10 protein-coding genes and 1 pseudogene are annotated in these 14,672 nt (G+C 65.4%); 10 read left to right on the plus strand and 1 reads right to left on the minus strand.

Features of this window, described 5'->3' with window-relative positions; genetic code table 11:
- The 3 genes from RFM68_RS26750 to RFM68_RS26760 form a co-directional block, all read left to right on the plus strand.
- Positions 1-1,606 (plus strand): VCBS domain-containing protein (locus RFM68_RS26750; RefSeq protein WP_320236009.1); only part of this gene is annotated, 1,606 nt, incomplete at its 5' end.
- A gap of 42 nt (positions 1,607-1,648) precedes the next feature.
- Complete coding sequence (locus RFM68_RS26755) at positions 1,649-3,373, plus strand: type I secretion system permease/ATPase (protein WP_320236010.1); 1,725 nt, start codon at positions 1,649-1,651, stop codon at positions 3,371-3,373.
- Positions 3,370-4,701, plus strand: coding sequence for an HlyD family type I secretion periplasmic adaptor subunit (locus tag RFM68_RS26760; protein WP_430694942.1), 1,332 nt, complete (start codon positions 3,370-3,372; stop codon positions 4,699-4,701). Before RFM68_RS26755 ends, RFM68_RS26760 begins: the two co-directional genes overlap by 4 nt.
- A gap of 11 nt (positions 4,702-4,712) precedes the next feature.
- Here the strand turns inward: RFM68_RS26760 and RFM68_RS26765 are convergent.
- Positions 4,713-5,033: pseudogene (locus RFM68_RS26765) on the minus strand (cyclic nucleotide-binding domain-containing protein); the annotation flags it as partial.
- A 272-nt stretch (positions 5,034-5,305) separates the two neighbouring features.
- Here RFM68_RS26765 and RFM68_RS26770 point away from each other — a divergent pair.
- The 7 genes from RFM68_RS26770 (at position 5,306) to RFM68_RS26800 (ending at position 14,659) form a co-directional block, all read left to right on the plus strand.
- Positions 5,306-5,908 (plus strand): ANTAR domain-containing response regulator, encoded by a 603-nt coding sequence (locus RFM68_RS26770; RefSeq protein ID WP_320236011.1) that lies wholly within the window; start codon positions 5,306-5,308, stop codon positions 5,906-5,908.
- A complete protein-coding gene (locus RFM68_RS26775; RefSeq protein WP_320236012.1) occupies positions 5,905-7,131 on the plus strand; it encodes a CmpA/NrtA family ABC transporter substrate-binding protein in 1,227 nt (408 codons plus the stop codon). Before RFM68_RS26770 ends, RFM68_RS26775 begins: the two co-directional genes overlap by 4 nt.
- A 319-nt stretch (positions 7,132-7,450) precedes the next feature.
- A complete protein-coding gene (locus RFM68_RS26780; protein WP_320236013.1) occupies positions 7,451-7,618 on the plus strand; it encodes a hypothetical protein in 168 nt (55 codons plus the stop codon).
- 52 nt (positions 7,619-7,670) lie between these two features.
- Positions 7,671-8,972 carry an MFS transporter gene (locus RFM68_RS26785; RefSeq protein WP_320236014.1) on the plus strand — a complete coding sequence of 434 codons (1,302 nt, stop codon included), beginning with the start codon at positions 7,671-7,673 and terminating at the stop codon, positions 8,970-8,972.
- Between the two features lie 16 nt (positions 8,973-8,988).
- The gene (nirB, locus tag RFM68_RS26790) at positions 8,989-11,439 is read left to right on the plus strand and encodes a nitrite reductase large subunit NirB (RefSeq protein WP_320236015.1); all 2,451 of its coding nucleotides are present in this window, start codon (positions 8,989-8,991) and stop codon (positions 11,437-11,439) included.
- A gap of 217 nt (positions 11,440-11,656) precedes the next feature.
- Positions 11,657-11,986, plus strand: a complete 330-nt coding sequence (gene nirD / locus RFM68_RS26795) for a nitrite reductase small subunit NirD (RefSeq protein ID WP_320236016.1) — start codon at positions 11,657-11,659, stop codon at positions 11,984-11,986.
- A 3-nt stretch (positions 11,987-11,989) separates the two neighbouring features.
- Positions 11,990-14,659: a nitrate reductase gene (locus RFM68_RS26800; RefSeq protein ID WP_320236017.1), complete on the plus strand. Its 2,670-nt coding sequence runs from the start codon at positions 11,990-11,992 to the stop codon at positions 14,657-14,659.
- Positions 14,660-14,672: the final 13 nt, after the last annotated feature.

The following is a 14,672-nucleotide window of genomic DNA, read 5'->3' on the forward strand; positions in this document are numbered from 1 at the left end:
TGCCAGCGGCCACTGGAGCTTCGCGCTCGACAACACCAACGCGGCCGTGCAGGCGCTCAATGTCGGCGACCAGCTGACCGAGACCTTCACCGTCCACACCGCCGACGGCACCGCCCAGGAGGTGACCATCACCATCGACGGCGCCAACGACGCGGCGGTGATCACCGGCACCAGCAGCGGCGGCGTTGTGGAGGCGGGCGGGGTCGGCAATGCCGATGCCGGCACGCCGACGGTCGGCGGCGACCTCAACGACACCGACGTCGACAACGCCAACGACAGCTGGCAGACGGTGCCCACCGCGACGGCCAGCGACAATGGCTACGGCACCTACACCATGGATGCCAGCGGCCACTGGAGCTTCGCGCTCGACAACACCAACGCGGCCGTGCAGGCGCTCAATGTCGGCGACCAGCTGACCGAGACCTTCACCGTCCACACCGCCGACGGCACCGCCCAGGAGGTGACCGTCACCATCCACGGCACCAACGACGCGGCGGTGATCACCGGCAGCAGCAGCGGTTCCGTGACCGAGGATGCCGCGCTGACTGTAAACGGCGCTCTGACCGTCAACGACCCTGACGCAGGTCAGAGCTCGTTCCAGATGCACGATGGCAGCAATCCGATTACCGGTACCTACGGGTCGCTGACCATCGACGCCGGCGGAAACTGGGTCTACACGCTCAACAATGCGGCGGCCAATGTCCAGGCTCTGGCTTCTGCTGACCATCCGCACGACCAGATCCATGTGGCGTCAGCCGATGGCACGGACCACGTGATCGACATTACAGTGAACGGTGCGGACGAGCCTGTGCTCAACCATGCGCCGAGTGCCCCGGTTTTCGTCCCGAGCTCGACGCCCTCGCCGGATGGACAGAGTCCAAGCCTCGGCTCGTTCGTCTCGACGGATCCCGATGCCCAGGACATTGTCACATTCACGGGCACCTTCACGGCCGGCCCCAGCAGCAATGGCTCGGTCTCCGTTTCCAGCAATGGCTCACTGATTGTCAACGTGCCTACGGGGCAGACACTGAACGGGACGCTCACAGTCACGGCGACCGACAATCATGCTGCTTCTTCGACGCCGCAAACCTTCAGCATCTGGATCGGCGACGGCAGCGGAAACGGGAATGACGGCATCGTTCTCAGCAGCACGAATCCCAACATAGCGGACGGTCGTGCCGGCACCGACGGGCTGACGGGCAACAGCGGCGTCGACTACATCTTCGGCGGAAGCGGCAACGACACGATCAAGGGCCTTGGCGGCGCGGATTGGTTAGTCGGCGGCGACGGTGCAGACCATTTCGCCTACACGGCGGTTGCCGATTCTACACATGCTGCCTTCGATACGATCCAGGACTTCCTGCACGGGACGGACAAACTCGACTTCTTGAACGCACTCACTCTGACTGGCACCCCGACCAACTTAGGCGCATCGACAACGCTCGCGGCGCACAGCGTCGGTTGGACGACGGATGGGACGAACACCATTGTCTATGCGAATGTCGGCTCATCGACCGAGGCGATTACAAGCGGTGCGGACGTCATCGAAATCCACCTCCTGGGGGTGAACAATCTGAGCAGCGCAGACTTCAATCTCCATGCCTGATGGGGCCGTAGCAGGACGATAAAGCAGTAGGCAGATAAGACGATGCAGGGCCTCTCTCCCCTCAAGCTTGCCCTCTCCCGTTGCCGCGGCGGTTTCGCCGCGGTCGCGGGGTTCAGCTTCGTCATCAACCTGCTCGTGCTCTCGACCTCGATCTACATGCTGCAGGTCTATGATCGCGTGCTGACGGGACGCAGCGTGGAAACGCTCGTCTATCTGACGCTGATTACGACGGCCGCACTCGCTGCGATGGGCGCGCTCGAATTTTTCCGCTCGCGGCTGCTGGTGCAGCTCGGCGCCTGGATCGACCGCGTGCTGTCGCCGCAGGTGCTGGGCCGCGGGCTTGAGAACGCGTTGCGCGGCTCCTCTTACCGCACCGAGGCGCTGCGCGACCTCGCCACGCTGCGCGGCTACCTTGGCGGCGGCGGCATCATGGCGCTGTTCGACGCGCCGTGGATGCCGCTCTATCTCGCCTTCATCTTCCTGCTGCATCCCCTGCTCGGACTTCTGGCGCTGGGCGCCGCGATCATCCTCTTCGGCCTCGCCCTTGCCAACAACGCACTGACGGCAGGCACGCTCAAACAGGCCAACGCCGCTTCCGCGCGCGCCTATCAAGCGGCCGATGCCGGTTTCCGCAATGCCGAAGTCATCGACGGGATGGGCATGGGCGGGGTGCTCGCCCGGCGTTGGGACGCGGCCAATGCGTCCGTGCTCGCGCTGCAGACGACCGCCAGCGACTGGGCCGGCCTGATCAATGCATTCACCAAGCCGTTCAGGATGTTCCTGCAGGTCGCGGTGCTGGGGCTCGGCGCCTGGCTGTCGCTGCGCCATGAAGTCTCGCCCGGCGCCATGATCGCGGCCTCGATTATCATGTCGCGCGCGCTCGCCCCGGTCGAGCAGGCTATCGCAACCTGGAAACAGACCACCGCCGCTCGCGAGGCCTGGCGTCGGCTGGACCGGCTGTTCGAGACTCCGTCGCTGCGCCCGCCGGGGATGGAATTGCCGCGGCCCCAGGGGCGGCTTTCGGTCGAGGCCGTCGCATATATGCCGGCCGGCGCCAAGGAGCCCGTGCTGAGAAACCTCTCCTTCGCCGTGTCGCCAGGCCAGGTGCTTGCGGTGATCGGGCCGTCGGCCGCCGGCAAGTCGACGCTTGCCCGCCTGATCGTCGGCATGCTTTCGCCGCAGCAAGGGCGGGTGCGGCTCGACGGTGTCGACGTGTTTGCCTGGAACCGCGCCGACTTCGGCTCATATGTGGGCTATCTTCCCCAGGACGTCGAACTCTTTCCCGGCACCGTCCGCGAGAACATTGCCCGTATGGAGCAAGGCGATCCGGCCGAGATCGTGGCCGCCGCCCGGATGGCCGGCGTGCATGAGATGATCCTCAGGCTTCCGAATGGCTACGATACCGAGATCGGCGAACAGGGTTCAACGCTTTCCGGCGGGCAACGCCAGCGCATCGGCCTTGCCAGGGCGCTCTATCGCCGTCCGGCGCTGGTGGTGCTGGACGAGCCGAACTCGAATCTCGATGCCGTCGGAGAGGAAGCGCTGAACCAGGGGATTGCCGCGATGAAGGAGGCAGGCTCGACGGTGGTGATCGTCGCCCACCGCCCGTCGCTGATGGTGAACGTCGATTGCATCCTGGTGCTCAACGAAGGCCAGTCGCAGATGTTCGGCCCGCGCGACGTCGTGCTTGCGCAACTGCGCCGCCCCGAGCAGCAGTCCGCCCCGCCGCAGGTCCGGGTCGTGAGCTCCGAAAGGACCGGGTCGTGACGGAAGCCGCCCTGTCGTTGGAAATGCCGCCGCCACCGCCCGCCTGGCCGGCGGTGAGCGCCCATGTCTTCGGCGGCCTGACCGTCATCGGCCTGCTGTTCGGTGGCTTCGGCCTCTGGGCGGCCACCGCGCCGCTGACGAGCGCGGCGGTCGTGCCCGGGGTGGTGAAGGTCGACAGCAACCGCAAGACCATACAGCACCTGGAAGGCGGCATCATCCGGGAAATCCTGGTCCGGGAAGGAGACCTGGTCAAGCAGGGTCAGATACTGGTGCGCCTCGACGGGCTCGACGCGGAATCCGATCGCGATGCCGTGCGCGGCGAACTCGATTCCGCGCTCGCCGGCGAAGCCCGCCTGATCGCGCAGCGCGACGTCCTGAAGACAATTCCTTTTTCGGCGGACCTGTCGGCCCGGCAAAGCGAACCGACCGTCGCCGAGGCCATGGCCGGGCAGGAGCGCATCTTCCAGGACCAGGCCAAGGTTCAGGCGTCGGAGGTCGAGGTCTGGCAGCAGCGGATCGCCCAATACCATGCCCAGATGTCAGCGCTCGCTGCGAGAGTTGCGGCCTTCGAGATCCAGTTGCCGTCTCTGCGGGAAGAGCTGGCGGACGCCCGCACACTTCTCAAGAAAGGCTATGGGGTCAAGTCCCGCGTGCTCCAGCTCGAACGGCAGATCATCGCCGCACAGGGCGAGGCTGACTCGAACCGTGGGAATATAGAAAGCCTGCGGCAGCAGATCGCCGAGGCGGACGCGCAGATCGACAATGGCCGGCTCTCCTATATCAAGAAGGCCGCCGAGGACCTTCGTGACGTTCAGACCAAGCGCTCCGAGCTCGAAAAGGCGCTTCAGAAGACCGACGCGCGCGCGGCGCGCCGGGATGTGGTTGCGCCGGAAGATGGGGCGGTAATGAACCTTCGGTATTTCACGCCGGGCGGAGTTGTACCCCCCGGGGGGATTATTCTCGATCTGGTTCCCGACCAGGACAAGATGGTGCTGGACGTCAAGATTCAGCCGCTGGATATCGATGTCGTTCGCCCCGGCCTGCCGGCGACGGTGCGGCTCGTCGCCTACAAGCAGAGAACCACGCCCACGGTGAAGGGCGCCCTTACCCGGGTTTCGGCCGACGCCGAGGTCGACGAGCGCAGCGGAGCGACGTTTTTCAGGGGAACGGTCGAGGTGGGTGCCGATGAACTCAAGAAGCTCCCACAAGTGAAGCTATATCCGGGAATGCCGGTGGACGTCTCAGTTGTCACGGGCAAGCGAACCCTGCTCGAATATCTCTTTCAGCCGGTCGCCGACAGTTTCGCTCACGCGTTCAAAGAGGAGTGAGAGGCCGCCAACGCCTCGGCGGTGAGTGTGCTCTCGCTCCGGAAGGGCCTGCGGAGGAAATCGGGAGCGAATTGCAGGCCGACGATCTGTTGGCGGCCGTCGGAAAGTGTCTTGGTCAGCTTCACGACGCCCGAAAGCACGTTCGAGAAACGCTCGACGCTCCTGGAGTCGCCCACCAGTTCCTTGCCGGCCTCGGCCTTGTGCCGTTTCGTCGATTTGGCAAGTGTGACGAGCTGCTCGACGTCGAGCGCACCGCATATGCCACGATGCCGCGCCTCGCATGAAACGCAGAGCACCGGAACGCCCGCCGTGTGAATGTCCTCGCGCACGATGGAACACCTATAATGTTCCCGTCGCCTGCCAGCAACGCATGCGGGGGGCGAGATAGCGTCGCAGCCCGTGCTTGCCTAAGACGTCGCCTGTCTCAGCTGTCCTCGATGACGACCCGGTGCATTATCGGCTGGTGCCGAGCGTCATGATGAGCGAATGGACGCGGACCACGCCGGCGCTTGATCCAAGGCGCAAAAATGCAAGCCTGGGCAGGAATCCAATTTCAGCCGACTACCGCATTGCACAATCCCGCCCCGCCTGCACAATAGGGCGCATGTCCGCTGGTTCGTTGACCATCCTTGTTATCGACGAGAACCGCATCCGTGCCTCGATCATCGAGGCCGGATTGCGGGAGGCCGGCCATCGCCATGTCACGGTGGTCCATGACGTAGCCGGCATTGCCCGGCGTATCGCCGAGATCGAGCCGGACGTCATCGTCATCGATCTCGAAAATCCCAATCGCGACATGCTGGAGAACATGTTCCAGCTTTCGCGCGCGGTGAAGCGGCCGATCGCCATGTTCGTCGACCGCTCCGACCGGGCCTCTATCGAGGCGGCGGTCGATGCCGGCGTGTCCGCCTATGTGATCGACGGACTGAAGAAGGAACGCATCAAGCCGATCCTCGACATGGCGATCAGCCGCTTCAACGCCTTCTCGCGCATGGCGCGTGAACTGGAGGAGGCGCGCAGCGAGCTCGAGAACCGCAAGGTCATCGACCGGGCCAAGGGCATATTGATGAAGTCGCGCGGCTTGAGCGAGGAGGCGGCCTACGCGCTGCTGCGCAAGACCGCCATGAACCAGAACCGCAAGATCGCCGACATCGCCCAGAGCCTGGTGACGGCGGCGGGATTGCTGGGACCGCTGGAGGGCGAATGAGCATGGCGCACGAAATCACCGCCGGCTTCATGCCGCTTTTCGACAGCGCGGTCCTGGTCGCGGCCGGCGAGATGGGCTTTGCCGCACGCGAGGGCATCGAGCTCAAGCTGCATCGCGAGACCTCCTGGGCCAATATTCGCGACCGTATCGCTATCGGCCATTTCGACGTCGCCCATATGCTGGGGCCGATGCCGCTCGCCTGCAGCCTCGGTCTTACGCCGATCGCCTCCGAGACCATCGTGCCCTTCTCGCTCGGGCTCGGCGGCAATTGCGTCACCGTCTCCAACGCCGTTTGGGACGGTATGGCGGCGCACGGCGCCTTGCCTGACCTCGATCCGACACGCGCCGGTACCTCACTCGGCGCGCTTGTGCGCGAGCGGGCGGCGGGCGGCCGCGAGCCGCTGCGCTTTGCGGTCGTGCATCCGCATTCCGGGCACAATTACGAGCTGCGCTACTGGCTCGCCGCCTGCGGCATCGATCCCGATCGCGATGTCGAGATCGTCATCGTGCCGCCGCCCTTCATGGCCGATGCGCTCTCCGCCGGCCGCATCGACGGCTGTTGCGTCGGCGAGCCCTGGAACAGCGCCGCCGTCGCCGCCGGCACCGGCCGCATCGTCACCGTCAAGGCGCTGCTGTGGCGCAACAGCCCGGAAAAGGTGCTCGGCGTGCGCAAGACATGGGCGGAAGAAAACCCCGACCCGCTCGCAGCGCTGTTGCGGGCTCTGCATCATTCCGCCCGCTGGTGCCAGGACCCGGCAAACCGCAACGAGCTGGCCGCGCTGATGGCGAGGCCCGCCTTCCTCGGCCAGCCGGAAGCGATCCAGATGCCGATGCTGACCGGACAGCTTCAACTCGGCGGCGGCGCGGAACGGCGCGTCGAGGATTTCTTCCTGCCCTTCGACAAGGCGGCCAATTTTCCCTGGAAGAGCCACGCGCTGTGGTTCTACACGCAGATGGTACGCTGGGGGCAATTGCGGCACACGCCGCAGAACCTGGCCATCGCCCGTGACTGCTACCGGCCCGACCTCTACCGCTCGGCGCTGAAGCCGCTCGGCGTGGCGCTGCCCGGCGCCAATGCCAAGGTCGAAGGCGCACTGAAGGTCGCGACGCCGGTCGGTTCAGCGGGGGCGAGTCTTATGCTTGGCCCGGACGGTTTCTTCGACGGCCAGATCTTCGATCCGGACCGGATCGACGCATACATCGCCGGCCAAACGCACGGCTGATCATTTTCGCGCCGTTCTTGTGCATTGCACAAAATTTATGCGCCGTATCCGTGCCACTGATCAATGTTTGATCGCGTCTCTGCTTGGTATGGTCAGCGCGTGATTGACCTATAACACTGATTTTATTCTACTTTCTCCTTCATCGCAAAACTGGCACGCTTCGTGCTTTGAAATAGCCGTGCCCCTCGCGGGCAATAGAACCGGCGTCCAATGGCGGGCGCCCACAGGCAAAGCTGCCGCTCAGGTCACCACGCGATCCCGGATGTACGGACGCGCGAGGCCTGGACGGCAGCTTTTTTGTTTTGGACCGGAGACGACGATGACGAAACGGATCGGACCTTCGCTCAGGGATTTCACCCGCCGCGATTTCCTGGCGAGCAGCGTCCTGACAGCGGCGCTCTTCATCGCCGCGCTGCTGCTGTTTCCCGCCAGTCACGAAGCCGAAGGCAAGGGTCCGCAAGTGACCGCGCAAATCCCGCCACGCTGACCATGATCAACACCAAACGCGGCGCCTCCCACGCCGCAAACCGGAGCCAGCCATGACCGCAAACCTCTCAGCCGCGCCCAGCCAGGACAGTGCTTCCCGGCAGGCGCTCGTCATGTCCACCATCGCCTTCACCGTGTGCTTCGCGGTGTGGACGATCTTTTCCATCATCGGCGTGCGCATCAAGCAGGAACTCGGACTGAACGAGACCGAGTTCGGCCTGCTGGTCGGCACGCCGATCCTCACGGGCTCGCTCGTGCGCATGGTGCTCGGCGTCTGGACCGACCGCTACGGCGGTCGCCTGGTCTACACCATGACCATGCTCGCGGCGGCGGTCGCGACCTTCCTGCTCGCCTTCGCGCACAGCTATGGGCAGATGCTGCTCGCCGCGCTCGGTGTCGGTCTGGCCGGCGGCTCCTTCGCCGTCGGCGTCGCCTATGTCTCGCGCTTCTTCCCGGCCGGTAAACAAGGCACGGCGCTCGGCATCTTCGGTGTCGGCAATGTCGGCGCCGCGGTCACCAAGTTCCTGGCGCCGTTCGTGCTGCTTTCCTGGGGCTGGCAGTCGGTCGCGCTTATCTGGGCGGCGGCGCTGGTCGTCATGGCGATCGTGTTCTGGTTCACCACCGGCGACGATCCGGTCATCCGCGAGCGCCGCGCCGGCAAGGCGACGCCGGTGAGAAGCTTCTGGCAGGAATTCGCACCGCTGAAGAACCTGCAGGTCTGGCGCTTCGCCTTCTATTACTTCTTCTGCTTCGGCGCATTCGTGGCGCTTTCGCTCTGGCTGCCGCGCTACCTGATCGGCGTCTACGGCTTCGGCATCGCCACCGCCGGCATGCTCGGCGCCGCCTATTCAATTCCGGCCAGCGTCTTCCGTGCCTATGGCGGCGTGCTTTCCGACCGCATCGGCGCCCGCACCGTGCTCTACTGGACCTTCAGCGTCTGTGCCGTCGCGACTTTCGTTCTGTCTCTCCCCTCGGCAGACTATGTCGTGCGCGGCATCAGCGGGCCGATCGCCTTCCACTTCGAGATCGGCCCGCTCGCCTTTGTCGGCGTCACCTGCGTGCTCGGCTTCTTCATGAGCCTCGGCAAGGCCGCCGTCTACAAGCACATCCCGGCCTACTATCCGCAGAGCGTCGGCGCGGTCGGCGGCGTGGTCGGCATGATCGGCGGCCTCGGCGGCTTCATCCTGCCGATCGCCTTCGGCGCGCTGAACGACCTCACCGGCGTCTGGTCGAGCTGCTTCATGCTGCTCTTCCTCATCGTAGTCTCGTGCCTCGTCTGGATGCACGTCACCGTCCGCCGGATGGAGCGCGCGGCCGAGGTCAAGACCGCGTCCCTCTCCTATGCCGCCGAATAGATCGGAGCGGAGCGACATGACCGAAAAACTCGTCATCATCGGCAACGGCATGGCGCCAGGCAGGATGCTCGAGCACCTGCTGGAGGCCGCACCTGACCGCTACGCAGTGACCATCTTCAACGCCGAGCCGCGCGTGAACTACGACCGCATCATGCTCTCGCCGGTGCTCTCGGGCGAGAAGGCGTTCGAGGAAATCGTCATCCATGGCGACGGCTGGTACATCAAGCACGGCATCACCCTCTACAAAGGGCACCGGATCGTCGCCATCGACAGGGAGGCGAAGACCGTCACCTCGGACCACGGCGTGACCGAGAGCTACGACAGTCTGGTCATCGCCACGGGCTCGGTGCCCTTCATCATTCCGGTGCCCGGCAAGGATTTGCCCGGCGTGCTCAGCTACCGCGATCTCGACGACGTCAACGCCATGCTGCTTGCCGCGCAGTCACGCGCCAAGGCGGTCGTCATCGGCGGCGGCCTGCTTGGGCTCGAAGCCGCGGCGGGGCTCAAGGAACGCGGCATGGACGTTACCGTGCTCCACGTCATGCCGACGCTGATGGAGCGCCAGCTCGACCCGGCTGCCGGCTATCTGCTGCAGAAGGCCGTCGAGGCGCGCGGCATCAAGATCATGACCAAGGCCAACACCAAGGCCATTTTCGGCAATGGCAAGGTCGAGGGCGTCGAGCTCATGGACGGCACGATCATTCCGGCGACGCTGGTGGTGATGGCGGTCGGCATCCGCCCCAGCAGTGCCCTGGCCAAGGAGGCCGGGCTCGAGGTCAATCGCGGCATCGTCGTCGACGATCGCATGCGGACCTCCGATCCGGCCATCATGGCGCTCGGCGAATGCGCGGAGGTCGGCGGCCATGTCTATGGGCTGGTCGCGCCTCTCTACGAGATGGCTCGCGTCGCGGCAGCCAAACTAACGGACAGCGAGGACAGGCGCTTCGTCCATTCCGATACGCCGACCAAGCTCAAGGTCACCGGCATCGATCTCTATTCGCTGGGCGACTTCGCCGACGGCGACGACCGCGAGGAGATCATCCTGCGCGACGCGTCCGCCGGCATCTACAAGCGCGTCGTGCTGCAGGACAACCGCATCATCGGCACGGTGCTGTTCGGCGAGACGGGCGACGGCGCCTGGTTCAACGACCTCAAGAAGAAGGCGACCGACATCTCGGAGATGCGCGACACGCTGATCTTCGGCCAGGCGTTCCAGGGAGGCGTTTCCTCGGACCCTTTGGCGGCCGTTGCGGCACTGGCGGATGATGCGGAAATCTGCGGCTGCAACGGCGTCTGCAAGGGCAAGATCACCGGCGCGATCACGACCAAGGGGCTGACCGGCCTCGACGACGTGCGCGCCCACACCAAGGCCTCGGCCTCCTGCGGCTCGTGCACGGGCCTTGTCGAGCAACTGCTGAAGCTCACGCTGGGCGAGGCCTACAATCCGGCGGCGGTACAACCGATGTGCGGCTGCACGAGCCTCGGTCACGACGACGTGCGGCGCCTGATCATGGCGAAGGGGCTGAAGACGATCCCTGCCGTCATGCAGGAACTCGAATGGAAGACCTCCTGCGGCTGCGCCAAGTGCCGGCCGGCGCTCAACTACTATCTCGTCTGCGACTGGCCGGACCAATATGCCGACGACTATCAGTCGCGCTTCATCAACGAGCGCGTGCACGCCAACATCCAGAAGGATGGCACCTATTCGGTGGTGCCGCGCATGTGGGGCGGGGTGACCAGCGCCGGGGAATTGCGCGCCATCGCCGACGTGGTCGACAAGTTCGAGATCCCGATGGTCAAGGTGACGGGCGGCCAGCGCATCGACATGCTGGGCATCCGCAAGGAAGACCTGCCGGCAGTGTGGGCCGACCTCGGCAAGGCCGGCTTCGTCTCCGGCCATGCCTACGCCAAGGGTTTGCGCACGGTAAAGACCTGTGTCGGCACCGACTGGTGCCGTTTCGGCACGCAGGATTCGACCGGACTCGGCATCCGCATCGAGAAGTTCATGTGGGGGTCCTGGACCCCTGCCAAAGTGAAGATGGCGGTGTCGGGATGCCCGCGCAACTGCGCGGAAGCGACCTGCAAGGATGTCGGCGTGGTCTGCGTCGACTCTGGCTACGAGATCCACTTCGCCGGTGCGGCCGGCCTCGACATCAAGGGCACCGAGGTGCTCGGCCTGGTGAAGACCGAGGACGAGGCGCTGGAGGTGATCGTGGCGCTCGTCCAGATGTATCGCGAACAGGCCCGTTATCTGGAGCGTATCTACAAATGGGCCAAGCGTGTCGGTACCGCCGAGATCAAACGGCAGATCCTGGACGACGTCGAGAAGCGCCGCGCCTATTTCGATCGCTTCGTCTTCAGCCAAAAATTCGCTCAGGTCGATCCGTGGTCGGAGCGCGTCTCCGGCAAGGACAAGCACGAGTTCCGGCCGATGGCGTCGGTGGGTTTTGCCGAGGCAGCGGAATGATGGAGATGTCAGTGCGAGGCACCCCCCTCTGGCCTGCCGGCCATCTCCCCCTCAAGGGGGGAGATCAGCCGTCACTGCGGCCTTCGCAAATCACCAGCGTTGCAGAATGGACGGTGAGCCCGAAGCTGCCAATCTCCCCCCTTGAGGGGGAGATGTCCGGCAGGACAGAGGGGGGTGCCTGGGCGCATTCCTATCAGCCAAAGACGAGGACGGCCGCATGAACTGGATCGCAATCGGCTCCCTCTCGGAGATTCCGCGCCGTGGCGCGCGCTGTGTTGAAACCCCGCAAGGCAAGATCGCCGTCTTCCGCACCGCGGACGACCAGGTTTATGCCATCGATGACCACTGCCCGCACAAAGGCGGGCCGCTTAGCCAGGGCATCGTCCATGGCGCGTCCGTGACCTGCCCGCTGCACAACTGGGTGATCTCGCTGGAGACCGGCGAGGCGCTCGGCGCCGACCAGGGCTCGGTCAGGACGATCCCGGTCAAGGTCGAGGGCGAACGGCTCCTCATCGCGCTCGAAGCGCTGGCTTCGAAAGCGGCCTGAGGCATGGAAGAAGCGCGCGAGGTGAGGACCACCTGTCCCTATTGCGGGGTGGGCTGCGGCGTGCTGGCCGGGGTCGCCGCGGACCGCACGACGACCGTCCGCGGCGACCCCGATCATCCGGCCAATTTCGGCCGGCTCTGTTCGAAGGGCGCCGCCCTTGGCGAGACGCTTGGCCTGGATGGCCGGCTGCTGTACCCGGAAGTTCACGGCAGCCAGGCCAGTTGGGACGAAGCGCTCGATCTCGTCGCCGAAAAATTCTCGCGGGCGATTGCCGAGCATGGACCGGACTCGGTCGCCTTCTACGTCTCGGGTCAGTTGCTCACCGAGGACTATTACGTCGCCAACAAGCTGATGAAGGGCTTCATCGGCTCGGGCAACATCGACACCAATTCGCGGCTTTGCATGGCGTCGTCCGTCGCCGGCCATCGCCGCGCTTTCGGCGAGGACATCGTTCCGGGCGTCTATGCGGATTTCGAGTGCGCCGATCTTATCGTGCTCACCGGCTCCAACACCGCATGGTGCCATCCCGTGCTCTATCAGCGCATGCTCGCGGCGCGCAGGGAACGCGGAACCAGGATCGTTGTCATCGACCCGCGCCGCACCGCCACGGCCGACGAATGCGACCTGCATCTGGCGCTCGATCCCGGCACGGACGTGCTGTTGTTCAACGGGCTGCTCGCGCATCTCGCGCAAGCCGGAAAGACCGATGCCGTCTTCATCCACGACTTTACGTCGGGCTTCGACGCCGCAGCTTCGCTCGCCGGCGCCGATGCACCGTCGATCGCGCGCGTCGCGAAAGGTTGCGGATTGGCGGTCGCCGACGTCCAGGCCTTCTACGATCTCTTCGCCGGCATCGAGCGGACGGTCACCGTCTACAGCCAGGGCGTCAACCAGTCGGCGCACGGGACCGACAAGGTCAACGCCATCATCAACTGCCATCTCGCCACCGGCCGCATCGGCAAGCCCGGCATGGGGCCGTTCTCGGTCACCGGACAGCCGAACGCCATGGGCGGGCGCGAGGTGGGCGGATTGGCCAATCAGCTTGCCGCGCATATGGATTTCGCCGATGAGGCCAACATCGACCGCGTCTCCCGCTTCTGGAAAGCGCCCGACATCGCGCGGCGCGCCGGCCTGAAGGCCGTGGACATGTTCCAGGCGGTCGCCGACGGCCGCATCAAGTCGTTGTGGGTCATGGGCACCAATCCCGCCGTCTCGATGCCGGACGCTTCGCGCGTGCGCGCCGCTCTGTCCAAATGCGATTTCGTGGTGGTGTCGGATGTGACGCGCACGGACACCACGCGTTATGCCGATGTGCTGCTGCCGGCCGCCGGCTGGGGCGAGAAGGACGGCACGGTCACCAATTCGGAACGGCGCCTGTCGCGTCAGCGACCGTTCCTGCCGACACCGGGCGAGACGAAGGCCGATTGGCGCATCATCTGCGAGGTCGCCGCCCGCATGGGTTTCGGTGACGCCTTTGACTACCATGCGCCGGCCGAAATCTTCCGCGAGCATGCAGCGCTCTCCGCCTTCGAGAACGACGGCAAGCGCCTGTTCGATATCGGCGACCTGGCTGATCTCGGCGACGCGGACTATGGCGCGTTCATGCCACTCCATTGGCCCGCGCCGGAGCAGCGCGAGGAGCAGACAAGATTGTTCGCCGACGGCCATTTCCCGACGTCCGATGGCCGCGCACGCTTCGTGCCGGTGCGGCAGGAGGCAACGGCCTTCACCGTCGATGCCGACTATCCGCTAGCCCTGAACACAGGCCGGCTGCGCGACCAGTGGCACACCATGACGCGCACTGGAAACGTACCGCGTTTGATGGCGAACGCGCCGGAGCCCGCGGTCGACATCCATCCGGCCGATGCAGCCGCGTATCATCTCAAGGATGGCGATCTCGCCCGCCTTTCGACGCGCTTCGGCTTCGTCCGCGCGAGGGTGCGGTTGACCGAGGCACAGCGGCGCGGCCAGGCCTTCATGCCCATGCATTGGAGCGGCCTGTTCGCGGCCAAGGCCGCCGCGGGCCTGTTGTCCTCGCCGGTCACCGATCCGCACTCCGGCCAGCCGGAGCTCAAGCATGTCCCGGCGAGGATCGTGCGGGAAAACACCGGCTGGGCCGGCGTGCTCATCACCCGGCGCGATCTCAGGCCGACGGGTTTCGTCCACTGGAGCCGGCATGCGGTCGACGGTGGCTGGGTTTACGAGCTGACCGGAACCGAGCCGCCGGACCAGGGCATTCTCCTGGCGCGCAAGCTGCTGGCCGTCCAGCGACAGGATCAGCTCCTGGAATATACCGACCGCCGTGGCCTCGCCTATCGCGCTGCAGCCATCGACGATGCCGGCGTAATGGCCGAGGCCTTGCTGGTCGCCGCTCCGGACCAACTGCCGATGCGGGATTGGCTGGTGTCGTTGCTTGCCACGCGCCAGCCGCTATCGACGCCCGATCGCCATGCGCTTCTATCCGGGCGCTCGCCCGTACCCATGCCGGCCATCGGGCGCGTCGTGTGCGCGTGCTTCCATGTCGGCGCCAACCAGCTCGCTTCCGCGGTCGCCGCTGGATGCGACAGTCTGGAAGCGATCGGGTCGACGCTGCGCGCCGGCACCAATTGCGGCTCGTGTCGTTCCGAGATCCGAGCGATCATCGATGCCCGCCACGTGCAGGCGGCGGAGTGAGCCATGTCCGTCA

The organism is Mesorhizobium montanum (assembly GCF_033977145.1).
GTDB classification, from domain to species: Bacteria; Pseudomonadota; Alphaproteobacteria; order Rhizobiales; family Rhizobiaceae; genus Mesorhizobium; species Mesorhizobium montanum.